Raw genomic sequence first — 23,675 nt, forward strand, 5'->3', positions numbered from 1 at the left:
GTCTAAATACGCAGGGAAGCGATGGCCGCTCCGAGATTCCCGACCTCGGTGACCTTCATTCCGGGAGGGGCCGCGCCGGAGTCGAGGGGAACGAGGGCCCGGTTGAATCCGAGTCGGGCCGCTTCGGCGAGCCGGCGCCCGACACCGGGAACCCGCCGGACCTCACCTGCCAGCCCGACTTCGCCGAGGATCACCAGCCCGTCGGGAACGGGCTTGTCCTTGACCGCGGAGGCGACGGCGAGTGCCAGCGCCAGGTCTGCGGACGGTTCGGTCATCCGCATGCCGCCGACCGTAGCCGCGTAGACGTCGTTCTTGGCGATCGGCACTCCGCACCGGCGATCCAGCACGGCCAGCACCATGGCCACACGTGCGCTGTCGAGCCCGCTCACCGCGCGCCGGGGTGCGGGCATGGATGTTGCGGCCACGAGCGCCTGGACCTCGCCGAGCAAGGGCCGCTTGCCATCCATCATGACCGTGACCGCGGTACCGGGCACGGCTTCGGCGCGGTGGTGCAAGAACAGTCCGGACGGGTCGCTGATGCCGGCGATGCCGTCTTCCCGGAGTTCGAAGCATCCCACCTCGTCGGCAGCACCGAAGCGGTTCTTGACCCCGCGCACCATGCGGAGTGTGGAGTGCTTGTCGCCCTCGAAGTGCAGGACCACGTCCACGAGGTGTTCGAGCGAACGCGGACCCGCGACGGCGCCGTCTTTCGTGACGTGGCCGATCAGCAGCACCGGGACACCGCTGGCTTTCGCGAGCGAGGTGAGCGCACTGGTGACGGCCTTGACCTGGGTGACGCCGCCGACGACACCGTCGACGTCCGCGGCAAGCATGGTCTGCACGCTGTCGACGATCAGCAGGGTGGGACGTACCTGTTCGACGTGACCGAGGATGGTCGCGAGGTCGGATTCGGCGGCGAGATAGACCCGCTCGTGCACCGCGCCCGTCCGGTCGGCACGTAGCCGTACCTGACCGGCGGACTCTTCACCCGTGACGTAGAGCGATCGGTCGTCCGGGCCCCGCCGCGCCCACTGGTGTACGACCTCGAGAAGAAGCGTTGACTTGCCGACGCCTGGTTCGCCCGCGAGGAGAACAACCGACCCGGGGACCACGCCACCGCCGAGGACGCGATCGAGTTCACCGATTCCGGTGGGTTTGGCCCGAGTGGACGTGCTGTCGATCTTCGTGATGGGGGTCGCCGGCGTGGACGGGAGAACGGCCCCCGCCCGGCCTTCGCGAGCGAGGCGCCCGGACGACTCGCCACCGGCGCGAGGATCGGAGCCTCATCCATCGATCCCCAGCTGCCGCACTCGGGACAGCGGCCGACCCATTTGGGCACGGTGCACTGACACGACGAACACCGGAAACTGGACTTGAGTTTGGCCACCGACGCAGCCTAGAGAGCCGGTCCGACAGACCGGCCCCGGGCGGCTGTCAGTGCCCGCCGCCGCCTTCGGCCTGCGTGCCCGCGGACTTGTCGGACACGTGACGCTCGGTTTCGTGACCGGCGTCGACGGGAACGGACACCGTGACCTCACCGGCCTTCTCGAACGTGAAGGTGACGGGGAAGGTGAGGCCGGGGCGCACACCCTCCTTCAGATCGTCCAGCGTGACCAGGACGACATCGCTCGGAACCTCGGCGGCCTGGTCACGCTCTTGCTCGGCATGACCACCCTCCACAGCGTCCTGCGCGACGTCTCCGGCTACGAGCGCCGTCTGCGGGGGAATCTCCTGGCCGCCGGCAGCATCACGAATGGTGACGGTCTCGGCGACGTCGGTGCTGATCTTGGTCAGCTTGTCGGCGGCATCTTCGTTGTTGTTGATCGCGGTGAACGCGAGGACCGCTTTTCCGCCGGCCTCGATGCTGTACTCGTCCGAGTTGGGGTACACGACGTGCACGTTGCGCAGAGCGATCGATCCGAGGTCGGCGCCGTTGCCGTTGACCGCGGCGACCTGACTCGAGGTCTGGGTGATCTGTCCCGCACCGCAAGCGGACAGCGTGAGGGCCACGCCGGCAGCAAGAGCAACGGCGGTCGCGACTCGGCGAGTCGGCTTGTCGAGAGCAGTCACGGGTTGTCCTCCAGTGTCAGGTTCGCACTCCAACTAGGCAGAGTAGTAGTTCCCTCGTACGGCCCGGTCGCTGGGTACTCACAATGGTTGTCTGCGTGCACTTTCGGCCTCGAAGAACTGCCAGTTCGGAGCCCGTGAGATGCACGTATCGCAGGCGCTGTCAACCCCTACGATCAGGCCTCGGTGCCCCTGACCTGCACCGTTGATGCGACCTGGAACCGGTCACGTGTTAAACTCGAAAGATCGAAAGGGGCACGGGACAGATGATTTTTAAGGTCGGAGACACCGTCGTATACCCCCATCACGGTGCGGCGCTGATCGAAGCTATCGAAATCCGCACCATCAAGGGTGAGCAGAAGGAATATCTCGTTCTCAAGGTTGCTCAGGGCGATCTCACCGTACGGGTTCCCGCAGACAACGCAGAGTATGTAGGCGTACGTGACGTAGTCGGTCAGGAAGGCCTCGACAAGGTCTTCCAGGTCTTGCGGGCACCGCACACCGAAGAACCCACCAACTGGTCTCGCCGCTACAAGGCGAATCTCGAAAAGCTCGCGTCGGGTGACGTGAACAAGGTCGCCGAGGTCGTTCGTGACCTGTGGCGTCGCGAGCAGGACCGCGGCCTGTCCGCGGGGGAGAAGCGCATGCTCGCGAAGGCCCGGCAGATTCTTGTCGGAGAGCTGGCGTTGGCCGAAGGTACCGACAGCGACAAGGCCGAGACAATCCTCGACGAGGTCCTCGCGGCCGCGTCCTAGACAGCCGCGACGTCGCAGTGACCGAAGACCGAGGTCCTGTAGTCGCGCTGGTTCCCGCCGCTGGTCAAGGAGTGCGTCTGGGCGAGATGACGCCCAAGGCATTCGTTGATCTCGGTGGGAAGACCATGCTTGTACGCGCGGTCGACGGGCTCCTCCAGTCGGGGGCTGTCGACCGCGTCGTCGTGATCGTGCCGGAAGAGCTCGTCGATTCCACGCGCGGCACTCTGCCTGATGGAGTCGTCGTCGTGCCCGGCGGCAGCGAACGCACAGATTCGGTGCGCGCGGGCCTCGCTGTCGCGGACGACGCAGAATACGTGCTCGTCCACGATGCTGCGCGTGCGCTCACGCCCCCGTCGCTCATTGCCCGGGTCGTTGCGGAACTGCGCTGCGGGCGCAGCGCCGTCATCCCCGTCCTCCCGGTGACGGACACGATCAAGACCGTCGACGTTCTCGGGGCGGTGACCGGAACACCCGAACGCTCCGAACTGCGGGCGGTCCAGACGCCACAGGGCTTCGTCGCACCACTGCTCCGGCGTGCTTACGCCGCCGCGGATGGCATCGCGACCGACGATGCCGGCCTGGTGGAGCGCCTGGGTGAGCAGGTTCGCAGCATCGTCGGAGAACCCACAGCATTCAAAATCACCACACCGCTGGATCTCGTGCTGGCCCGCGCGCTGGTGGAAGAGGGAGTGAACTAGTGCGCGTCGGCATCGGTACGGACGTCCATCCGATCGAGCAGGGACGGCCGTGCTGGATGGCCGGTCTTCTGTTCGAGGGCGAGGACGGGTGCGCCGGTCACTCGGACGGCGATGTCGCGGTCCACGCACTGTGTGACGCATTGCTGTCGGCCGCGGGGCTCGGTGACCTGGGTTCGGTTTTCGGCACGGGCAGGCCGGAATGGTCGGGAGTGAGTGGCGCCGCAATGCTCGCCGAGGTGCGACGACTCCTCGGCGAGGAAGAATTCGGTGTCGCCAATGCCGCCGTCCAGGTGATCGGGAATCGGCCGAAGATCGGCCCGCGCAGAGACGAAGCGCAAAAGGTGTTGAGTGACATTCTGGGCGCACCGGTTTCGGTGTCCGCGACCACCACGGACGGTCTCGGACTCACTGGGCGGGGCGAGGGGATCGCCGCGGTGGCCACCGCGTTGGTCATCTCTACTCAAAGCGCCAGGTAAGATCGCTGGTCGTGACCCTGCGCCTATTCGACACCGAGACGCGGGCCATGCGTGACTTCGTTCCGCTGGCCCCTGGACACGCATCGGTGTATCTGTGTGGAGCCACGGTGCAGGGCGACCCCCATATCGGGCACGTGCGCAGTGGCGTCGCCTTCGACGTACTGCGACGCTGGTTACTCGCCCACGACTTCGACGTGGCGTTCGTGCGCAACGTCACCGATATCGACGACAAGATCCTGAACAAGGCCGCCGAAGCCGGGCGCCCCTGGTGGGAATGGGCCGCCACATTCGAGCGATCCTTCACCTGGGCGTATCAGCAGCTCGGAGTCCTTCCGCCGTCGATCGAGCCACGGGCTACCGGGCACGTCACCCAAATGGTCGAGATGATGCAGCGACTGATCGACAACGGTCACGCGTACGCCTCGGGGGGTGACGTCTACTTCGACGTGCGCAGCTACGCGAGCTACGGCAGCCTGTCCGGGCACAAGCTCGACGACGTGCACCAAGGCGAGAGTGCCGGCGAATGCAAGCGGGATCCCCGTGACTTCACGCTGTGGAAAGCGGCCAAGCCTGGTGAGCCGTCGTGGCCGACGCCGTGGGGTCGTGGCCGCCCGGGATGGCACCTCGAGTGCTCGGCAATGGCCGAGTTCTACCTCGGTGCCGAGTTCGATATTCACTGCGGCGGACTCGACCTCGTCTTCCCTCACCACGAGAACGAGATCGCACAGGCCAAGTGCGCCGGCGACGGTTTCGCGCAGTACTGGTTGCACAACGGCTGGGTCACCATGGGTGGCGAGAAGATGTCGAAGTCGCTCGGCAACGTGCTCTCCGTGCCGAACGTGCTGAACAAGGTTCGGCCGCAGGAACTTCGGTACTACCTCGGCAGCGCCCACTACCGGTCGATGCTCGAGTACTCCGACACCGCTCTCGACGAGGGGGCCGCGGCGTTCCGCCGGGTCGAATCATTCGTGAACCGGACCTGTGAGCGTGCCGGTGAGGTCCCCGTCGGTCGTTGGACGGAGGCGTTCGGTCGTGCTCTCGATGACGATCTCGCCGTCCCGGCCGCGCTCGCCGACGTACACGGCCGTGTGCGTGAGGGCAACATCGCTCTCGAAGGTGGAGACCTCGAGGGTGCCCGCGAGATCGCGTCGCAGGTGCGGGCCATGATGGGAATTCTCGGTGTGGACCCCCTCGATCCGCACTGGACTCAGGACACCGCGGATGCGTCCGCGGCAACCGACGCCCTGGACGTACTGGTCCGGGCCGAACTCGAGCGCAGGCAGAGTGCCCGGGCCGAGAAGAACTGGGCTGTGGCCGACGAGGTGCGTGACCGCCTCATCCGGGCGGGCATCGAGGTCACCGATACCCCCAACGGGCCCGAGTGGTCTCTCAAGGCAGGACAGTAGTAATGGCTGGAAATTCGAGCAGGCGCGGAGCCGTCCGCAAGTCGGGTACGAAGAAGGGGCAGGTCGCCGGTTCCGGTGGCCAGCGTCGCAGGGGACTCGAGGGACGGGGCGCCACTCCGCCCGCCGAGGCTCGCACCAAACATCCCGCGGCCAAGCGGGCAGCCAGGGCCAGTCGTGAGGCCGAAAAGCAGCCGGGTCGCGGCAGGCAGACCGCCGGGCGCAAGGTCCTCGACGGACCCGAAACCGTGCTGGGCCGCAATCCGGTCGTCGAGTGCCTGCGCGCCGGTGTCCCGGCGACCGCACTGTATGTCGCGGTCGGCACCGAGAGCGACGACCGTTTGAAGGAATCGGTGCAGCGGGCGGCCGACGCCGGCATTTCCATCCTCGAGGTTCCGCGAACCGATCTCGACCGGCTCAGCGCCAACGGCCTGCACCAGGGAATCGCGTTGCAGGTGCCGCCGTACCGTTACGCGCACCCCGACGATCTCCTCGCGGAGGCCCGTAAGCATCAAGAGGCGCCGTTGCTCGTGGCCCTCGACAACATCACCGATCCGCGCAACCTCGGTGCCGTCGTTCGATCGGTGGCTGCGTTCGGCGGACACGGTGTGGTGATCCCGGAGCGCCGTAGCGCAGCGGTGACCGCGGTGGCCTGGCGGACGAGTGCGGGAGCGGCGGCCCGGCTGCCGATCGCCCGCGCCACCAATCTGACTCGTACGCTGAAGGATTGGGCATCCAAGGGTGTACAGGTCGTCGGTCTCGACGCGGGCGGTGACACCACTCTCGACGACTTCGACGGCAGCGGTCCCGTCGTGGTCGTGGTCGGCTCGGAGGGCAAGGGCCTGTCGCGTCTGGTTCGGGAGAACTGCGACGCCATCCTGAGCATTCCCATGGCTGGGCCCGTCGAGTCGCTCAACGCTTCCGTCGCCGCAGGCGTCGTACTCGCCGACATCGCGCGTCGCCGCCGGAGCTAGCCGGGACACGAACACCGAAGTGTCGTGGGCTCCGGCCGCCGTAACTGTGTGACACTCGTGAGGGTCATCGTGGGATCGTCGGCGCGACCATCCGGTGGAAGCGCATTCGGTGGCCGGGGCGCAATTGTGCGGCCATCGGCAGGTCGTCCTCGACGACGACCGCGATCACGGGATACCCACCCGTGACGGGATGATCGGCGAGGAACAGGATCGGCCGGCCGTCGGGCGGCACCTGCAAGGCTCCCGCCACCATCGCCTCACTCGGCAGTTCACGGGTAATCGCTCGATGCAGAGGTCCCGGCCCGGAGAGACGTGCGCCCACGCGGTTGGTGTCGGAGCTCACCGTCCAGGTTTCCCGCAGGAGCGCGTCGACCGATGCCTTGGTGAACCAGTCGTCGCGGGGTCCCAGTCGAACCCGCATCATCAACGGATCCTCGGGAGCTGCGGGCGGGGGCGCGAATTCGTCGGCAGGCCAGTCGGTGCAATCCGCTCCGACCAGTATTCGATCACCCTCGGCCACCGGGTCCGGGCCGAGATCCGACAGCGTGTCTCTCGAGCGGCTGCCCATCACCGGCGGAACATCGACACCCCCGCGCACCGCGAGGTAGCTACGCAGACCTTCCGACGCGTACGCCACCTCGAGCAGATCACCGGACTCGAGGTGCAGCATCGTGTAGTCGGGCTGCGGTCGTGAGTTGACGGTGACGGGCGCACGCGCACCGGTGACCGCGACCGACACGGTGCCCGCGACGCGCACGGCGAGGCCGCCCAGCGTGATTTCCAGAGTGGCGGCCCCGGACCTGTTGCCTACGAGCCGGTTTGCGCAGTCGTGGGCGACGCGGTCGGCAGCGCCGGACTCACCGACTCCCACCGAGGCGTATCCGGGCCTGCCCCGATCCTGCACGGTGGTGAAGGGTCCGGTGCGCACAACCTCGAGCCAAGCCATGGGCCGATTGTCTCGCACCACCACCCCCCGTGAGTACTTATTAACAAGGGGTGGTTAAGAAGTACTCACGGGCGCGAAGTGCACAACGACCCCGGGCCTCAGGAGCGCGGGGGGACTCCGCTGAGCATCCCAGATGCGCTCGTCCGTGCTGCCGATGAGCTGCCACCCGCCGGGAGAGTTTCGCGGATAAATCCCCGTGAACTCACCGGCGAGGCCGACAGCACCGGCTGGAACGGACGTTCGCGGCGTGGATCGCCGGGGAACGTGTAACTCGGGCGCACCTCCGGTGAGGTAGCCGAATCCCGGCGCGAACCCCGAGAAGGCCACCGTCCAGGGTGTGCCGGTATGCGCCTCGATCACCCCGTCGACCCCGAGGCCGGTCAGCTCGGCCACCTCCTCGAGGTCGGGCCCGTCGTAGCGGACGCTGATCTGTAGGTGCTCCGACGTGTCCTCGGGTGAGCCCGTTCGCGGTTCGGTGGTCCGCAACCATCGGACGACGCGGTCGCGGCTCGTTGCGGCACGATCGAATCTGACGAGGATGGTGCGGGCGGCCGGAACGATCTCGCCGACCCCCGGCGGCCGGGCCTCGTCGAGGGCACGGAAATGGGCGAGGACGGTGTCGAGGTCTTCGAACTCGGCCAGGACCGCAGCATCTCCGACGTCGAGTACCCGCATCAGACGAACGGTTCCACTGTGATGCCCTCGGCATCGAGCAACTGCCGGATGGACGCGGCCATCTCCACGGCCGCGGGAGTGTCGCCGTGTACGCAGACGGATTCCGGTGCGATCGCCAGCAGGGTGCCGTCGACGGCTTCGAGTGTGGAGTCGAGCGCCAACCGGCGTACCCGCTCGGCAACGACCGCCGGATCGTGAAGGACGGACCCAGCTGTCGTGCGCGGTACCAGCGTGCCCTCGGGTGTGTAGGCACGGTCGGCGAAGGCCTCGGCGACGGTCCGCAGGCCAGCGGCCTCCGCTTCCTCCAGGAATACCGAACCGGGCAGGCCGAGGACCGGGAGAGTGTCGTCGTAGGCACGGATTGCGGCGACCACCGCGCGCGCCTGCTCACGATGATGGACGATCGCGTTGTACAGCGCGCCGTGCGGTTTCACATACGCCACCGCCGAACCGCACACCTGCGCGAGCCCGTCCAGGGCGCCGATCTGATAGACGACGTCGGCGGTGAGGTCGCGGGGTGCGACGTCGATGAATCGTCGTCCGAAGCCGGCGAGATCGCGGTAACCGACCTGCGCGCCGATACGCACGGTCAGGTCGGCCGCCGATCTGCACGTGGACAGCAGCGTCGTGGGGTCACCGGCATGGAAACCACACGCCACGTTTGCACTGGTCACGAGTTTCAACATCGCGAGGTCGTCGCCGAGAGTCCACGCCCCGAAACTCTCGCCGAGATCACTGTTCAGATCGATGGCCGGCACATATTTGATACTAGGGTTCTCGCCCCCGTCTTGTAGATTCTCTGGCGGGGGCGGGTGGAACCGATGTGGGTCCTGCTGCGTCGAAACAAATAAGTGTGTTCGGCAGTGTGCTGATCGGGAGGGGACTCGTGGCTGATCCGGAGTGCATCAAAGACCCGGAGAATTTTCACTCCGACGGATGGGACCACGCACGCATCGCGAATGCCGTCGCCGGCATGGACGGAAATCAGATCAGTGCCGTCGCCCGGGCATGGACCGAATTGGGTTCGGCAGCAGGCGAAACCATTGTCGCCTTCAGTGACGCCGTCAAGAAACAGATTCGCGAGAGTTGGCAGGGCGCCGCGGCCTCCGCGGCGTACGCCGAAACGGAGCGTTACGCCGGCTCCGCACCTGAGGCGCGCGACCAACTACACGGTGTTGCGGGCGCGCTGACTCCGCTCATCGACACCGTCACGGCTCTTCGCGGCAGAGTGCCTCAGACGGTGGGCACCGGGCTCTGGGACAAGCTGACACCGTGGGATACCGATACGGAAGACGAGGTCTACCGCCGCGAAGGTGAAGCGCGGGACGCGATGGCCACCGTCTACAACCCGGGCCTCGCCACCTCGGACGGCTCCGTGCCCGAGTTCACGAAACCGGAAAGCAGGGTCGACGTCCCCTCGGGTCCGTCCGGTCCCGGTGTCGACCACGGAAGCAGTGCCCCGAATTCGAGCGATCGGATTGGTGGACCGAGCGAAGTGCAGCCGCTTTCCGGCGAGGCTCCCGCGGGCGAATCCACCGCTGCGGACAGCGCACCCACCGCAGATGGCACTGAGCAGAATGCGGCAACCGCGCCGACAGCGGCCACAGCACCGGCCACGACGGCCCCGGCCTCCGCGACGGGTGATCAGGCGCAGAGCCGGACGGGTATGCCGCACGGTGTCGATTCGTCCTCGGGCGGTGGCTCGCGAGCAGGTGGTGTGGGCGGCAGTGGCGCGGGTGGCGCTCTCGGGGTCGGGTCCGGCGGACTGGGCGGCAGTAGCGCGGGCGGTGGACGATCGGGTTCGGTCGCGGGGGCGGGTGGAAAACCAGGTGTCGCTGGGGTCGCCGGTAGCGGGCGCGCCGGTTCCGGTGTGCGTGGCACCGGGCCGATGGGCGCCGGGATGATGGGCGGGGAGCCGGAGGAGCCAGGGGCACCGGCGAGGACAAGGAGCACAAGACCCCCGACTACCTGATCACACTCGACAACGGCAACGAGTTGATCGGCAAGCTGCCCCTCGTGTCACCGCCGGTGATATGTGCATGAGCATGCGCAATTGGCAGCTGCGACCGGAGCTTTTCGACGCACTGTGGTCCGGTACCGGGCAGGACCGCATGCCCTACCCGTTTCGGATTGTCAGCCCACATGCCGGACTCAAAGCATATGTCGCAGAGCAGAACCGGATACGAGAAGCATTCGGGGGAGCAGAGCACGACGATGTGCGCGCGGCGTTGGAGATGCTTGCCGAACCCGACGTGTATGTCGAGGTCTCCGGTTCCACCGCCCACGAGGCGCCGATCCGAATCATCGGCGCGCAGCGCCGACAATGGTCGGTGATCGCGACACAACTCGCCGGCCGGGCCCCGCAGGTCGGTGGCGACGTGGTGATCGGGACCGGCGCGGCGGGGCAACTGGGCGCCCAGCTGATCGGCCTCATCCCACCGAACGCCGCCGGCCGCCGCCGATTCCAGCGGCGCGACGACGAAGGCACCCACTTCTCGCAAGGAATCTTGCAGGACGTCAATCGGGTGGCCCCCGCCCGACTCGAAACCGCCGTGCAGAAGGGATACGCGGGCCGCGGCAAGATCCGAGTCTTCCGCGGTCCCCGCTACGGCGCCGGCAGGGACATCGGAGTTCTGCACTGGATCGACATCGCGGGCGACGGACGCTATGCCATCGGCCCACACGATCCCGGCGCAGCCAACCCGGCAGGACCTCGTGAACTCGTATCGGCGCTCGACACCCTGATCCGAGTCGGTGCCACCCAGCGAGCAGGCTCGACGACCGCCCGCGGTTGGTAGATTTGCCACGACGTGCAGGGTGGGGACGACAACCAAGGGGGACACGAACATGGCTGGTCCGGACGCACCGGAAGCCGGATGGAAGGCTTTCACCGAGAACGTGGTCGGGGGTGGCAGGCTCGAACTGGACCCCGCCGGCATCGAGCAGTGCATCAAGCTGTGTCAGGAGCATGCTGATCGGATGAGACTCCTCGGAGGCAGAGCCCGCCGAGAACTTCGCGCTTCGAATCTCGGATTGGGGGAGCAGGACATCGAGTCGGCAAAGCAGCTTGCACGAAAGTTCGATGAGAAGGCGATCGGCGGAGATGACATCGAGTTTGCGAACACGGCCGTGGGCTTGTTTCTGGCTCACGAGACCTACGCGTCGGATATGAAGTCGATGTTCGAGGCTGTCTTGGCGCGTTACAGAGAGCAGGACGCTGCAACAGCAGCGCGATTGGGATCCGTCGGTGTGCAACTGTGAGGGGTTTCGCGGACTGCGCAACAGTGGGAGCGCTCAGTGTGCTTTCGGTGGTCGGCGTCGTCGCATGCTCGCAGCCGGTTGACGGGGAGCCCGCCGGAGAGCCTGCTATCGAGATCGCCTACCAGCCATGCGACGACTTCTCGCCCGAAGCACTCGCCACGGCGGGAATCGACGCGGCTCCGCCCGACCGGATGCCGAATCGAAATAACCCGCCGAATCATGCGTGCGGATTTTTGTCGCGAGACCCCTATTACGTCGCTGTCGTCTCCGCGATCGGTGCACCCTTCAGCGGTGTCGCGAGTGACGACCGCTTCACCGTCCTGAGTGAGACGACGATTGGCGGCCGCCCGGCGCTGGTGTCGGATTTCCGTGGTGGGAGTGCGTGCACGGTGTCGGTGGCGATCGAGCCGGGGATTCTCGAGTTCATGATCGGGTACAGCGAGTTGGAGGATTTCACGACCGTCGACGCTGCGTGTGATCAGGCGACGAAGGTGGCGACGACGCTGGCGCCGTATTTCCCCGACCACCTGTAGGCCGCACTGTACTGAGGCGCCACTCGTCGACCTGTGAGGGCCGATTCGGCCGTCGAGGCGCGGGGAGTGGCGGCTCAGTGCGTGTGCGCGGCGACGCGTCCCGTGTTCTTCCGACGCCTGGAGCCACCGAGGCGGCAGATCAGGTAAATCACGAAGGAGATTGTCGTCACGAAACTCGAGACGGGGACTCCGGGGGCCAGGGACAGCAGAATGCCGCCCACTGCCGCGAGTTCCGCGAAGACGATCGACAGAATGGTCGCTTTCACCGGGCTCGCCGTGACGAAGGCGGCAGCCGCCGCGGGCGTGATGAGCAGAGCCATCACGAGCAACGCCCCGACGATCTGCACGCCGAGGGCCGCGGTGATGCCGACGAGCACGGCGAACACGATCGACAGTGCACGCACCGGCACCCCGCGCGCCTCGGCGACGTCGGGGTCAGTGCTGGCGAACAGTAGAGGCCGGTAGATGAGGGCGAGAACCCCGATCACCACGACAGCGCAGAGCAGCAGCAGCGCAAGCCCACTGTTTCCGGGCGCCACGATCTGACCGATCAGCAAAGAGAAGCTCGTGCCGGTACGACCTTCGTACGACCAGATGAACAGCACGGACAGGCCCAGACCGAAGGCCATGATCACGCCGATCACCGAGTCGCGGTCGCGTGCCTTCGCTCCGAGTAAGCCGAACAAGATCGCAGCCACGACGGAACCGACGATGGCGCCCGCACCCACACTGATACCGACGAGCAGTGCGGCCGACGCACCGGTCAGCGACAGCTCGCTGGTCCCGTGAACCGCGAACGACATCTGCCTGCTCACGATCAGGGGCCCGATGACGCCTGCCAGCAAACCGAGGATGGCGCCGGCGATCAATGCCTGCTGAACGAAGTCGTACTGCAAGAGGTCGATGGTGGCGGACACATCGAACAGGTGCGACATCGCATCGGTGAACTTGTTGCTCATGCGTGTTCCTCGCACGTGTGATGCACACCTTCGCCGGGGCGAAGTCCGCCGGCGCTGCCGAGTGCGTCGATGGCGTCGCCGGTGCCGATCACGATGAGACGTCCCCGCACGTGCAGGACCTCGACTTCGGTGCGATACAGCTCGGACAGCACCTCGGAGGTCATCACCTCGTCCGGTGTGCCGATTCGGAATTGGCCGTCGACGAGGTACAGCACCCGGTCGACCAGCGGCAGAATGGGATTGATTTCGTGGGTGACGAACAACACCGCGGTGTCGTGCGTGCGTCGCCGCCGATCGATGAGGCTCGACACGAGACTCTGATTGGCCAGGTCCAAACTGAGGAGAGGTTCGTCGCACAGCAGTATCTGCGGATCTCCGACGAGTGCCTGAGCGATGCGTAACCGCTGCTGCTCGCCGCCGGACAGCGAGCCGACGGGTGCGTCGGCGTAACTTTCGGCACCGACCTCGGCAATCGCCGCGTCCACGATCGCCCGGCGCTGTCCCCGGCGCAGCAGCCCGGTTCCCCAACGGTGGCCGTCGACACCGAGACCGACGAGGTCACGTCCCCGGAGGGGAAGCCCGTCGTCGAGCGACTTCTGCTGCGGGATGTACCCGACGTTCGAGTTTCCGGCTCGGGCCGGTGATCCCGCGATCCTCGCAGTCCCGGAATCGAGGCCCAGCTGCCCGAGCAACACCTTGAGCAGTGACGTCTTGCCGGAGCCGTTGGGTCCGAGGACGGCGACGAACTCGCCGGGCTCGACGGTGAGATCGAGATGCTGCCACAAAGTGCGTGCGCCGAAAGACAGTCGCGCCCCCGTCAGTTCGACTGCGGGGATGCGACTGCTGTGTTCGGTGTTCGTCGAAGAGAGTTCCGTCACAAGCCGATCAGTTCTATTGCAGCGCCTTGGCGAGGGCCTGGGCGGTGTTGGTCTGCCACTGAATGTAGTCCAACCCCTCCGGCAGGGTTTCGGTTACCTCGACGACGGGGACGCCTGCGGCCTCCGCGGTGGCCCTCACGTCCTCGGTGACCTTGTCCTGTGTCTGGGTGTTGTAGACGACGGCCTTCACCTGCTTGTCGGTGATCAACTGGCGCGTGGCTGCGATAGCGGCGGGTGCGGGATCGTTGCCGTTCTCGATGGCACTGGTGAAGTCGGCGGGGGTGACGTCGTTCAATGCCGCCGACTCGACGAGGTAATGCGCGATGGGCTCGGTCTGGGCGATCGGCGCGTCCTTGTGTGCGGCCGCGATGCCGTCGGTGACAGCAGTAATTTCCGCGAGCCGGCCGTGGAAGGTTTCGGCATTCGCCGTGTAGACGTCGGCGTTGTCGGGGTCGAGTTGGCCGAGCTTCTCCGCGATGGCATGTGCGGTCGCGTCGACGGTCGCGACGTCGTACCAGACGTGCTCGTTCACCTCGCCGTGTTCGTGAACGTCGCCTTCGTGTCCGGCCTCTTCGCCTGCGTGTCCGGCCTCTTCACCTTCGTGTCCGGCCTCTTCACCTTCGTGTCCGGCCTCTTCACCTTCGTGTCCGGTCTCGCCTGCGTGTGCACCGGCTCCGAAGAGTTCGAATGCGTTGACCGAGAGCTGTTCGCCGTTGCCGGTGTTGATGATGTCATCGACGAAGTGGTCGTATCCGCCGCCGTTGTAGACGATGAGGGACGCGTCGGTGAGCTTGGCCGCGTCGGTGGGGCTCGCCTCGAAGGAATGCGGATCCGAGGACGGCTCGGTGATGATCGAGCTCACCTCGACCTTGTCGCCGGCAACTGCCTGCGCGACGCTGCCCCACACGTTCGTCGACGCGACGACTGTCAAGGCGCCATCGCTCGACGTTTCGGAGCTGCACGCAGTGAGGGTGAGGGCAGCGGCGAAGGACAGCCCGACGGCGACCGTTGCGACACGAAAGCCTGAGGAAGCGCGCACAGAAAACTCCTGACAGAAGACGAGCTAAATGCTATTGGAAACCGTTACCGTTGCACTTTAGCGGATACGTCCCTGGTAGTGCACTTTCGGCCGAGCCCCGCCGAACCGTCCAACACTTCGGGTACTAACGTCCCCCTATGCCCAGGTCTCGACAGCCGCGCCGCCAAGCCACGCTGGCGTCGCTCGCGGCCGAGCTCAATATCTCGCGAACGACGGTGTCCAACGCCTACAACAGGCCGGACCAACTTTCCGCGGAACTCCGCGACCGGGTACTGCAAGCCGCGAAACGCCGCGGCTATCCGGGGCCGGATCCGGTGGCTCGTTCATTGCGCACACGTAAGGCGGGTGCTGTGGGGCTCCTGCTGACCGAGGCGCTCAGCTATTCCTTCCGTGACCCGGCGGCGATGAGCTTCCTGTCCGGGCTCGCGGAGTCGTGTGAGTCGGCGGGGCAAGGCCTGCTTCTGATCCCGGCCGGGCCGGGGCGTGACGACGCCGACGCCGCGGCCGTCGTGCAGCAGGCCGGTGTCGACGGGTTCGTCGTCTACTCGGTGGCGGACGACGATCCGTACCTCGCGGCGGTGTGCGAGAGGCACCTCCCCGTTGTGATCTGCGATCAGCCCCGGGAGATACCGGGAGCATCACTCGTGGGAATCGACGATCGGGCCGCGATGCGGGCGCTCACCGACTACCTCATCGGGCTCGGGCACCGCGACTTCGGGGTGCTCAGCATGCGGTTGGGCCGCGACCGCTCGGATGGGATCGCCGATGCGGAACGGTTGCGCTCGCCGAACTTCCATGTGCAGCGCGAGCGCATCGGTGGAGTTCGCGACGCGATGTCCGATGCCGGCCTGAACCCGGAGACGCTCACCGTCGTCGAGCGTTTCGAGCACACCGGACGATCCGGTCACGCAGCCGCCGCCCAAGCGCTCGGCGCGAATCCGAACATCACCGCCCTCGTCTGCACCACCGACGTGCTGGCGCTCGGCGCCGTGGACTGGGCGCGCTGGCAAGGTATCGACGTTCCCGGCCAACTGTCGATCACCGGATTCGACGGCGTCGGCGAAGCGCTCCGCGAGGGAATCACCACCGTGCGGCAGCCTCAGGAAGACAAGGGCAGGCGCGCCGGCGCCCTGCTGATGTCTCCGTCGCACTCCGGCGTCGCAACGGTCGAAATGCTCTACACCGAGCTGTCGCGCGGATCCACCGCCGGCCCCGCACCTCGCTGAGGCGGCCCTACGGCCTGCTCACGCCAACAGTTGTGCGCAGCGGAGCAGACCGAGGTGGCTGTATGCCTGCGGGTGGTTGCCGAGCGAGCGTTCCGCGACGGGGTCGTACTCCTCGCTGAGAAGCCCCGTCGGTCCCGCCACGTCGACGAGCTGTGCGAACAAGGCCTCCGCCTGTGATCGCTGACCGATCAGCAGGTAGGCCTCCACCAGCCACGCCGCGCAGAGATGGAACCCGCCCTCGGTGCCCGGCAAGCCGTCGTCGTGGTGGTACCGGTACACCGTCGAACCGCTGCGCAGTTCCGCTTCGGTGGCCGTGACGGTGGCGGCGAACCGCTCGTCGTGCGGGTCGATCAGCCCGGACAGCCCGATGTGCAGTGTGGCGGCATCGAGGTCGGTGCCGTCGTAGGCGGCGGTGTACGAGCGGACCTCGTCCTTCCACCCCTTCTCGCGCACCTCGTCCGCGATCTTGTCCCGCAACGGCGTCCACCCCGGTTCGATGGGGCGGCCGAAGTGCTTCGCCAGCGCCACCGCCCGGTCGACGGTCACCCAGCCCATCACCTTCGAGTACACGTGATGGCGCGGGTTGTCGCGGATCTCCCAGATGCCGTGGTCCGGTTCGAACCATCGGCGCTCGACGGCCGCGACCATCGCGCACACCAGTTCCCAGTCGCGATCGTTCAACGCCACCGCGACGCCCTGCTTCTCGCGGGCATGCGACAGATCGGCGATCAATTCGACGATGGGACCGAACACGTCGAGCTGGACCTGCTGATTGGCCGCGTTGCCGATGCGCACCGGCCGCGACCCGGCATACCCGGGCAGTGAGTCGATCACGGCCTCGGGAGGAAGTCCGGTGCCGTGGAGGGTGTAGAGCGGATGCAGACGCTCGGGGCCGGGAATGGTCTCCAGCACGTCGTGCACCCAGTCCAGGAAACCCTCGGCTTCGCTCAGCGAGCCGAGGCTGACCAGTGCGGACGCGGTGAGCGCGGCGTCGCGGAGCCAGCAGTAGCGGTAGTCCCAGTTGCGGACGCCACCGATTTCCTCCGGCAACGAGGTGGTGGCCGCAGCCATGATGGATCCCGAATCGACGTGGACCAGACCGCGCAGGGTCAGCGCCGAGCGCTTCATCAGATCGGGCTTCAGTGTGGGCAGGGTCAGCCCCTTCGCCCAGTCCGACCAGTACGCTTCTGACGCGGCGCGGCGTTCCTCTTCCGGTGTGTGCGACGGGCCGATGTCCTCGGTGCCACACCGCAGTTCCAGAACGACGTCACCTTCGGACGGGTCGACGACGGCGTGGGCCGTCTGCTGATTCCCGTCAGAGGTCACGTTCCACCGCACGCCCGGCGAGCGCAGGACGATCGGCTCGTTGGTGCCGTGCACGCGCAATCCTTCGGCGACCGCCTCGAGGATCACCTGACCCTGGCCGAACTCGGGCCGCGGTGCGAATGTGACGACTGCGGCCGCCTGTCCACTGATCACCCGGGTCAGATCGGTGCGACCGGGACACACGTCGTGCGGCAGGTAGTCGGTGACCGAGAGGCTGGCCCACCGTGTCTGCACCGTCATGGTGCTGTCGACGTAGCGCTGGCTCAGCGGCAGGGCGCTGCGGTGCGGGCCGACACTGAAGTGGCCGGCTTCCGGTCCGCCGAGCAAATGCGCGAAAACGGAGGCGGAGTCGGGTTCGGGGTGGCACAGCCAGGTGAGGGTCGCATCCGGGGTGACGAGGGCGACGGTCCGTGGGCTGGCGAGCATGGTGAGCCGCTCGATCGGTGGGGCATGCGCGCCCGACAGCCAGGTGCGACGCTCCTCGAGCAGGAACGCGAGGGCGGTCGCGACCTCTTCGGTGGTGTCTACCCGGAACTCGGCGAGGCTGTCGCCCGCCCCGACCTTGACGCCGACGTCGGGGCCCTGTAGTCGCGAGAACGCTTTCTCGTCGGTGACGTCGTCGCCCACGAAGACGGCGGCGGTGGCACCTTCCTGATGGCGGATCAGGTCGAGGGCGTGCCCCTTGTCGGTGGCGACCACGGCCAGTTCGATCACCGACTTGCCTTCGGTCACCTGCACGCCCACCCGCTGCGCGGCGTCGGCGCGGACGGCGGCCAGTGCCTTCTCGCCGTGCTCGGGGTCGGCATTACGGACGTGCAGTGCCACGCTGGCAGGCTTGGTCTCCACCCCGGTGCCGGGATGCAGTTGGGAGATCTGTCGCAGATCCTCGGTGATCTCGGCGAGCAATTGGCGCGCGTCGGCGTCGATGGCGTGGATGAATCCGATATCGAATTCCGATCCGTGACTGCCGACGAGCTGAACCTCGGCGGGCAGGCGGGACAGCGCCGCGAGATCCTTCAGCGCCCGACCTGAGATGACGGCCGCCGTCGTTCCTGCCAGGCCGGCGAGACCTCGGAGGGCTCGCACCGATTCGGCGTGCGGAAATGCTCTTTCGGGGTCGGACACGATGGGGGCCATCGTGCCGTCGTAGTCGGAGGCCACGAGGAGGCGAGGCGTCCTCGCGACCCGGGAGAGGGCACGACGGAGTTCGATGGGCAGATCTTGAGCGCTCACGCGTTCAAATCTAGGTGATGCAGCGGCGGAGAGCGCATTGTCGCTTCCGGATGTGCGCGGTTCGTCCCTTATTCGGGTCTGCGGCTTCCGTCACCGAGGAGCAGTTCGACGGTGAGTTCCAGCCGATTCGCCACATCTGTGGCAGAGGAACGGCGTGTGAGCCAGGCCACCAGATTCGACAACCAGACGTCGGAGATGACGCGAGCGACGGCCAGCTGGTCCTCGGTGGGCTCGGTGTCGGTCATGGCCCGCGCGAACAGCCGGTCCATGAGCTTGCCCACCTGATCGACCTCGGCGGCGGCGGAGGCGTCGGCGAACATGAACGCCCGTGTCATCGCCTCGGTCAGCAGCGGGTCACGCTGCATCGCGCGAGTGATCTGGCTGAGGATGAGCTGCATGCGCTCGAGCGGATTGCTGCCCGGCGGATTCTTGCCCCGCGAATCGATGCGCTCGAACTCGCGCGCCAGTGCCGAGACCAGCAGGTGCACCTTGGATGGGAAGTAGCGGTACAGGGTCCCGACCGCAACGTCCGCGCGTTCCGCGACCGCTCGCATCTGCACGGCTTCGTATCCGCCCTTGGAGGCGAGGGCCAGGGTGGCGTCGAGGATCCGCTTGCGCCGTTCCTTCTGCGCGTTGGAACTGAGATCGTCCTCGCCCAGCGTCGCCGCAGCGACTGTCGTGGGACGGGATCGAGAGCTGGTCGTCATACCTGTTTTCCTTCGCGCCTTGACTCATGGCCAGGTGACATATTAGAACACGTTCTAGACGAATGTGTCATTCAGGAGAGGCGGAAACCCGTTGTGACTATCGCCACCACCGAGGAACAGAGGGCTGCAGCGGGTTCGATCCAGGCGTGGGCGCGGTCCACGGACCCGCTCGTCACAGTACGCCAGGGACCAGCGGATTCGTGGCGCACGTCCTGGTCGTCCTTCGCGTCGCTCGGGATCTTCTCCGTTGCCGTACCCGATGCGGTCGGTGGCTCGGGCGCGGAGATCGTCGACCTCGCCGCGATGATCGAGCAGGCTGCAACTGAACTCGTCCCGGGTCCTGTTCTGCCCACCGCGCTGGCGGCTCTGGTCGTCGGGCGCAGCTCCGGCGCGGCCGCGAAGACCTGGTCCGAAAATCTCGCCGACGGGAAGATTCCGTGCGCGGTCGCTCTCGGCAGTCCGCCGGTGAACGCCACCCTCGCCGACGACGGGGGGCTGGTGATCACCGGAGACGCCGGTTTCGCGATCGGTGCCGACTCTGGAATGTCGGTGCTGCTGGCGGCCGACCCCGGCGACGGCGTCGTGTGGTGCCTGGTCGACGGCGAGTCCGCCGGACTCGAGGTGGCTCCCGCCGACACGATCGACAAGAGCCGGCCGCTCGCCCGCATCCGGTGCACAGGCGTTGCCGTCGCACCGGACCGCGTGATCACCGGGCTGCGGGAGGGGCTGGTCCGGGATCTCGCGGCCACGCTGGCTGCGGCGGAGGCGTCGGGGGTCGCGCGCTGGTGCCTGCGCACCGCGGTGGACTACGCCAAGATTCGCGAGCAGTTCGGTAAACCCATCGGCTCGTTTCAGGCGATCAAACACCTGTGCGCCGAGATGCTGTGCCGCGTCGAAGCGTCGAGTGCCGCGGCCTGGGACGCCGCGGTGGCGGCCGAAGGCGCGTGGGACGCAGACGGCGGTGAACTGCCCATCGCCGCTTCCGTCGCTGCGGCGGTCACACTCGACGCCGCGGTGGAGACCGCCAAGGACTGCATCCAGGTGCTCGGCGGGATCGGCTTTACCTGGGAACACGACGCCCACTTCTATCTGCGCCGGTCGACGTCGCTGCGACAGTTGCTCGGTGGGTCGACGAGGTGGCGCGCGAGGGTAGCCGAACTCACCCGTGGCGGCGCCCGCAGGCACCTGTCCCTCGATCTCTCGGAACTCGCCGACGAGCGGGCCCGGATCCGGGCCGAGGTGACTGAACTGGTCGCGCTGCCCGACTCCGAGCGTCGCGCCGCACTCGCCGAGTCGGGCTACCTTGCGCCGCACTGGCCCGAACCGTACGGGCGAGGAGCGCGGGCCGCCGAACAGATCCTCATCGAGCAGGAGCTGGCCGCAGTCGGTGTGACACGGCCGGACCTGGTGATCGGGTGGTGGGCGGTGCCCACCATTCTCGAGCACGGAAGTCCGGAGCAGATCGAGCGATTCGCGATGCCCACTCTGCGCGGCGACATCATCTGGTGCCAGCTGTTCAGTGAGCCGGGGGCCGGTTCGGACCTGGCGGCCCTGCGCACGTCCGCCGTGAAGGTCGACGGCGGATGGACACTGTCGGGCCAGAAGGTGTGGACCTCGCGGGCTCACGAGGCGGACTGGGCGATCTGCCTCGCCCGCACCGACCGTGATGCGCCGAAACACAAGGGCATCACTTACTTTCTCGTCGATATGACAAGCCCGGGAATCACGATTTCACCGCTTCGCGAGATCACCGGCGACGCCCTGTTCAACGAGGTCTATCTGGAAGACGTGTTCGTACCCGACGATCTCGTGGTCGGCAATCTCGGTGACGGCTGGAAGCTGGCCCGCACCACCCTGGCCAACGAGCGAGTCGCGATGGGCGGGGGGTCGTCGCTGGGCGCGGCAATGGAAGAGCTGCTGACACTCGCAGGTGAAGGCGATCCGGTGACGGACGATCGGCTCGGCCGATTGATCGCAGGCGCGCTCGTCGGGTCCGTGCTCGAACTGCGCACCACCCTTCGGCAGCTCGACGGCCAGGATCCTGGAGCGGAGTCGAGCGTGCGCAAGCTGGTGGGTGTCCGCCAGCGCCAGGAAGTGGCGGAATTCGCCATGGAACTCGGCGGCGTCGACGGCTGGGTGGAAAGTCCGCTCTCGCGCGAGTTCCTCAACACACGATGCTTGTCCATCGCCGGCGGCACGACGCAGATTCTTCTGACCGTCGCGGCGGAACGCATTCTCGGACTGCCCCGATCCTGAGCACCTCCCGCGATGGCCTTTCGCGAGTTCCGCGATGGTGATACAACTAGAACACGTTCTAAATCGAAAGTGGGAATGCCAGGTGGACTTCACCCGAGACGAGACTCAGGAGGCGATCGCCCAGGTTGCGACGGGACTTCTGGACCGCGACCTCGAGGGCGACGCTCTGTGGCGCGCCTTTGCCGAGGCCGACCTGCTCACACTCGCGTTACCCGAACGTCTCGGTGGGGAGGGCCTCTCGGTCACCGACGTCGGTGCGCTGCTCACCGAGGTCGGGCGCAGTGCGGCGGTCATCCCCGCCCTCGCGACGCTGGGTTTCGGGGTGCTGCCCCTCGTTGCACTCGGTGACGAGAGGCAACAGGGCGAGTTGCTGAGCGGGCTTGCGGACGGACGAACCTTCACCGCGGCGCTCGCCGAGCCCGGGAGGCCGTTCCCGGCGCCGCCGTCGGTGACCGCGGTGGCGGAGGGGAGCGACTACCTCGTCACCGGATGCGTCGTGGCCGTCCCCTATGCCGAAGGTGCCCACCGCATCCTCGTGCCGACCGACGTCGGCGTCGTGCTGGTGCAGCCGGGGTCGGACGGGGTGTCGTTGACTCCCACACCCTCGTCGTCCGGCAGTCCCGAATTCGCCGTCACCTTCGACGGAGCGCGGGGTGAACTCCTCGCCGGTGGACCGGAAGCGGTCCAGCAGCTCTATCGGATCGCCCTCGCCTCCATCGGTGCCGTGGCCGACGGGTTGCTCTCGGGAGCAACACTTCTGGCGGGTGGGCATCTCGCCACCCGGCAGCAGTTCGGCAAGCCGTTGGCGACGTTCCAGGCGGTCGCCCAGCAGATCGCCGACGTCTATGTCACCTCCCGCACCTTGCACGTGTCCGCACTGTCGGCATCGTGGCGGGTGTCGCAGGGGCTCGACGCTCAGGACGACCTCGATGTGATGGCGTACTGGATCGCCGCGGAGGTTCCCGCAGCCATGCAGGTGCTGCACCACCTCCACGGCGGAATCGGCGTCGACGTCACCTATCCGCTGCACCGCTACTACTCGACTGCCAAAGATCTGGCGCGTCTCGTCGGCGGCGCCTCGTACCGACTCGACCTCGTGGGGGCCCGGTGTTCATCGATCTGACCGACGAGCAACGAGAGTTGCAAGCGGAACTACGGCGTTACTTCTCGGGCCTCGTCACGCCTGCCGAGGCCGAGATCATGCGCACCGAACGGCACGGCCCCACCTACCGTGAGGTGATCCGGCGGATGGGCAAGGACGGCTGGCTCGGCGTGGGCTGGCCGGTGGAATTCGGCGGCCGGGGATTCGGCGAGATCGAACAGCAGATTTTCGTGAACGAGGCTACGCGCGCGGACATTCCACTTCCGGCGGTCACCTTGCAAACAGTGGGCCCGACCCTCCAGAAGTACGGAACGGACGAGCAGAAGCGCAAGTTCCTCCCGGCAATCCTCGCAGGCGAAGTGCATTTCGCGATCGGTTATACCGAACCCGAGGCCGGCACCGACCTCGCGGCTCTGCGGACCACGGCCGTCCGGGTGGGCGACGAATACATCGTGAACGGCCAGAAAATTTTCACCACGGGGGGTCACGACGCCGACTACCTGTGGCTCGCCGTCCGGACGGGTTCGGCGGATTCGCGTCACCGCGGGATCTCGATCCTGATCATGGATACGAAGGATCCGGGCTACAGCTGGACACCGATCATCACCTGCGACGGAGCCCATCACGTCAACGCCACCTACTACTCCGATGTTCGAGTACCGGTGAATATGCTTGTGGGTGAGGAGAACCAGGGGTGGCGGCTGATCACGACCCAGCTCAACCACGAGCGGGTCATGCTGGGGCCGGCGGGCCGCGTGGGTGGCCTCTACGACCGCATTCGCGACTGGGTGGTCGCCCACGGTCTGCTCGCCGAGCCCGACGTGCGGCGTGCGCTCGGAGAGATCCACGCAACGTATCGGCTGAACGAACTGCTCAACTGGCAGGTCGCCTCGAGTGACGCGGAGGCGATCGACATTGCCGATGCTTCGGCAACGAAAGTGTTTGCCACCGAGCGGATCCAGCGCATCGGAAGGCTCGTGGAGGAGATCATCGGACGCTACGGTGACCCGTCCGACCCGGATACGGCCCACCTGATGACCTGGCTCGACATGCAGACGAAGCGAAACCTGGTCATCACCTTCGGTGGGGGAGTCAACGAGGTGATGCGCGAACTGATCGCGACGGCAGGCCTGAAGCTTCCCCGAGTACCGCGATAGGAGC

22 protein-coding genes and 1 pseudogene are annotated in these 23,675 nt (G+C 66.8%); 13 read left to right on the plus strand and 10 right to left on the minus strand.

All coding sequences use genetic code 11. The features are described from left to right. Nucleotides 1–2 precede the first annotated feature (2 nt). Together radA and CBI38_RS03830 are read right to left on the minus strand one after the other, a co-directional pair. A pseudogene (gene radA / locus CBI38_RS03825) lies at nt 3–1,387 on the minus strand (DNA repair protein RadA). Nucleotides 1,388–1,434: 47 nt separating this feature from the next. Continuing rightward, nucleotides 1,435–2,070, minus strand: coding sequence for a copper chaperone PCu(A)C domain-containing protein (locus CBI38_RS03830; protein ID WP_109326515.1), 636 nt, complete (start codon nt 2,068–2,070; stop codon nt 1,435–1,437). A 263-nt stretch (nt 2,071–2,333) separates the two neighbouring features. Between CBI38_RS03830 and carD the strand changes: the two genes are divergently transcribed. From carD to rlmB, 5 genes are read left to right on the plus strand one after another with little or no spacing between them, the layout of a single operon-like run. After that, nucleotides 2,334–2,822: an RNA polymerase-binding transcription factor CarD gene (carD, locus tag CBI38_RS03835; RefSeq protein ID WP_109326516.1), complete on the plus strand. Its 489-nt coding sequence runs from the start codon at nt 2,334–2,336 to the stop codon at nt 2,820–2,822. Between the two features lie 17 nt (nt 2,823–2,839). After that, nucleotides 2,840–3,520 carry a 2-C-methyl-D-erythritol 4-phosphate cytidylyltransferase gene (gene ispD / locus CBI38_RS03840; RefSeq protein WP_109326517.1) on the plus strand — a complete coding sequence of 227 codons (681 nt, stop codon included), beginning with the start codon at nt 2,840–2,842 and terminating at the stop codon, nt 3,518–3,520. Beyond that, a complete protein-coding gene (gene ispF / locus CBI38_RS03845; protein WP_109326518.1) occupies nt 3,520–3,996 on the plus strand; it encodes a 2-C-methyl-D-erythritol 2,4-cyclodiphosphate synthase in 477 nt (158 codons plus the stop codon). The genes ispD and ispF overlap by 1 nt, the downstream gene beginning before the upstream one ends. An 11-nt stretch (nt 3,997–4,007) precedes the next feature. Beyond that, nucleotides 4,008–5,402 (plus strand): cysteine--tRNA ligase, encoded by a 1,395-nt coding sequence (cysS, locus tag CBI38_RS03850; RefSeq protein WP_109326519.1) that lies wholly within the window; start codon nt 4,008–4,010, stop codon nt 5,400–5,402. A gap of 2 nt (nt 5,403–5,404) precedes the next feature. Beyond that, nucleotides 5,405–6,373 carry a 23S rRNA (guanosine(2251)-2'-O)-methyltransferase RlmB gene (gene rlmB / locus CBI38_RS03855; protein WP_109326520.1) on the plus strand — a complete coding sequence of 323 codons (969 nt, stop codon included), beginning with the start codon at nt 5,405–5,407 and terminating at the stop codon, nt 6,371–6,373. A gap of 64 nt (nt 6,374–6,437) precedes the next feature. Here rlmB and CBI38_RS03860 read toward each other — a convergent pair whose 3' ends face one another. Genes CBI38_RS03860 through CBI38_RS03870 form a run of 3 tightly spaced genes read right to left on the minus strand, consistent with a single transcriptional unit; the run spans nt 6,438 to nt 8,752 of the window. After that, the gene (locus CBI38_RS03860; RefSeq protein ID WP_109326521.1) at nt 6,438–7,319 is read right to left on the minus strand and encodes a 5-oxoprolinase subunit C family protein; all 882 of its coding nucleotides are present in this window, start codon (nt 7,317–7,319) and stop codon (nt 6,438–6,440) included. Between the two features lie 54 nt (nt 7,320–7,373). Beyond that, the gene (locus CBI38_RS03865) at nt 7,374–7,994 is read right to left on the minus strand and encodes a 5-oxoprolinase subunit B family protein (protein ID WP_109326522.1); all 621 of its coding nucleotides are present in this window, start codon (nt 7,992–7,994) and stop codon (nt 7,374–7,376) included. Continuing rightward, nucleotides 7,994–8,752, minus strand: coding sequence for a LamB/YcsF family protein (locus CBI38_RS03870; protein ID WP_109326523.1), 759 nt, complete (start codon nt 8,750–8,752; stop codon nt 7,994–7,996). Before CBI38_RS03870 ends, CBI38_RS03865 begins: the two co-directional genes overlap by 1 nt. A 128-nt stretch (nt 8,753–8,880) precedes the next feature. Between CBI38_RS03870 and CBI38_RS03875 the strand changes: the two genes are divergently transcribed. The 4 genes from CBI38_RS03875 to CBI38_RS03890 all read left to right on the plus strand — a co-directional run bounded on the left by CBI38_RS03875 (nt 8,881) and on the right by CBI38_RS03890 (nt 11,788). Next, nucleotides 8,881–9,966 (plus strand): hypothetical protein, encoded by a 1,086-nt coding sequence (locus CBI38_RS03875; protein WP_230990075.1) that lies wholly within the window; start codon nt 8,881–8,883, stop codon nt 9,964–9,966. Nucleotides 9,967–10,033: 67 nt separating this feature from the next. After that, entirely contained in the window at nt 10,034–10,792 is a 759-nt protein-coding gene (locus CBI38_RS03880; protein WP_109326524.1) for an ESX secretion-associated protein EspG, read from the plus strand. Nucleotides 10,793–10,841: 49 nt separating this feature from the next. Beyond that, nucleotides 10,842–11,255, plus strand: coding sequence for a hypothetical protein (locus CBI38_RS03885; RefSeq protein ID WP_109326525.1), 414 nt, complete (start codon nt 10,842–10,844; stop codon nt 11,253–11,255). Nucleotides 11,256–11,278: 23 nt separating this feature from the next. Beyond that, nucleotides 11,279–11,788 carry a DUF3558 family protein gene (locus CBI38_RS03890; RefSeq protein WP_204164871.1) on the plus strand — a complete coding sequence of 170 codons (510 nt, stop codon included), beginning with the start codon at nt 11,279–11,281 and terminating at the stop codon, nt 11,786–11,788. Between the two features lie 74 nt (nt 11,789–11,862). Here CBI38_RS03890 and CBI38_RS03895 read toward each other — a convergent pair whose 3' ends face one another. The 3 genes from CBI38_RS03895 to CBI38_RS03905 are packed head-to-tail and all read right to left on the minus strand — an operon-like array spanning nt 11,863 to nt 14,664. Next, nucleotides 11,863–12,747 (minus strand): metal ABC transporter permease, encoded by an 885-nt coding sequence (locus CBI38_RS03895; protein ID WP_109326527.1) that lies wholly within the window; start codon nt 12,745–12,747, stop codon nt 11,863–11,865. After that, a complete protein-coding gene (locus CBI38_RS03900) occupies nt 12,744–13,625 on the minus strand; it encodes a metal ABC transporter ATP-binding protein (RefSeq protein ID WP_109326532.1) in 882 nt (293 codons plus the stop codon). The genes CBI38_RS03895 and CBI38_RS03900 overlap by 4 nt, the downstream gene beginning before the upstream one ends. A gap of 13 nt (nt 13,626–13,638) precedes the next feature. Then, on the minus strand, nt 13,639–14,664 hold the full coding sequence (locus CBI38_RS03905) for a metal ABC transporter solute-binding protein, Zn/Mn family (protein WP_109326533.1): 1,026 nt from the start codon (nt 14,662–14,664) through the stop codon (nt 13,639–13,641). Nucleotides 14,665–14,801: 137 nt separating this feature from the next. On the opposite strand from CBI38_RS03905, the gene CBI38_RS03910 reads away from it, so the two are divergent. Beyond that, nucleotides 14,802–15,890 (plus strand): LacI family DNA-binding transcriptional regulator, encoded by a 1,089-nt coding sequence (locus CBI38_RS03910; RefSeq protein WP_109326534.1) that lies wholly within the window; start codon nt 14,802–14,804, stop codon nt 15,888–15,890. Between the two features lie 18 nt (nt 15,891–15,908). Here the strand turns inward: CBI38_RS03910 and otsB are convergent, their stop codons facing one another. Together otsB and kstR are read right to left on the minus strand one after the other, a co-directional pair. After that, nucleotides 15,909–18,449: a trehalose-phosphatase gene (otsB, locus tag CBI38_RS03915; protein WP_109326537.1), complete on the minus strand. Its 2,541-nt coding sequence runs from the start codon at nt 18,447–18,449 to the stop codon at nt 15,909–15,911. Between the two features lie 68 nt (nt 18,450–18,517). After that, nucleotides 18,518–19,156, minus strand: a complete 639-nt coding sequence (gene kstR / locus CBI38_RS03920) for a cholesterol catabolism transcriptional regulator KstR (protein ID WP_109326538.1) — start codon at nt 19,154–19,156, stop codon at nt 18,518–18,520. A 93-nt stretch (nt 19,157–19,249) separates the two neighbouring features. On the opposite strand from kstR, the gene CBI38_RS03925 reads away from it, so the two are divergent. From CBI38_RS03925 to CBI38_RS03935, 3 genes are all read left to right on the plus strand, one after another. After that, the gene (locus CBI38_RS03925; RefSeq protein WP_109326541.1) at nt 19,250–21,412 is read left to right on the plus strand and encodes an acyl-CoA dehydrogenase; all 2,163 of its coding nucleotides are present in this window, start codon (nt 19,250–19,252) and stop codon (nt 21,410–21,412) included. An 82-nt stretch (nt 21,413–21,494) separates the two neighbouring features. Then, nucleotides 21,495–22,535: an acyl-CoA dehydrogenase family protein gene (locus CBI38_RS03930; RefSeq protein WP_109326544.1), complete on the plus strand. Its 1,041-nt coding sequence runs from the start codon at nt 21,495–21,497 to the stop codon at nt 22,533–22,535. Next, nucleotides 22,520–23,671 (plus strand): acyl-CoA dehydrogenase family protein, encoded by a 1,152-nt coding sequence (locus tag CBI38_RS03935; protein WP_109326545.1) that lies wholly within the window; start codon nt 22,520–22,522, stop codon nt 23,669–23,671. Before CBI38_RS03930 ends, CBI38_RS03935 begins: the two co-directional genes overlap by 16 nt. The last annotated feature ends 4 nt before the right edge of the window (nt 23,672–23,675 follow it).

Source organism: Rhodococcus oxybenzonivorans, assembly GCF_003130705.1.
GTDB classification, from domain to species: Bacteria; Actinomycetota; Actinomycetes; order Mycobacteriales; family Mycobacteriaceae; genus Rhodococcus_F; species Rhodococcus_F oxybenzonivorans.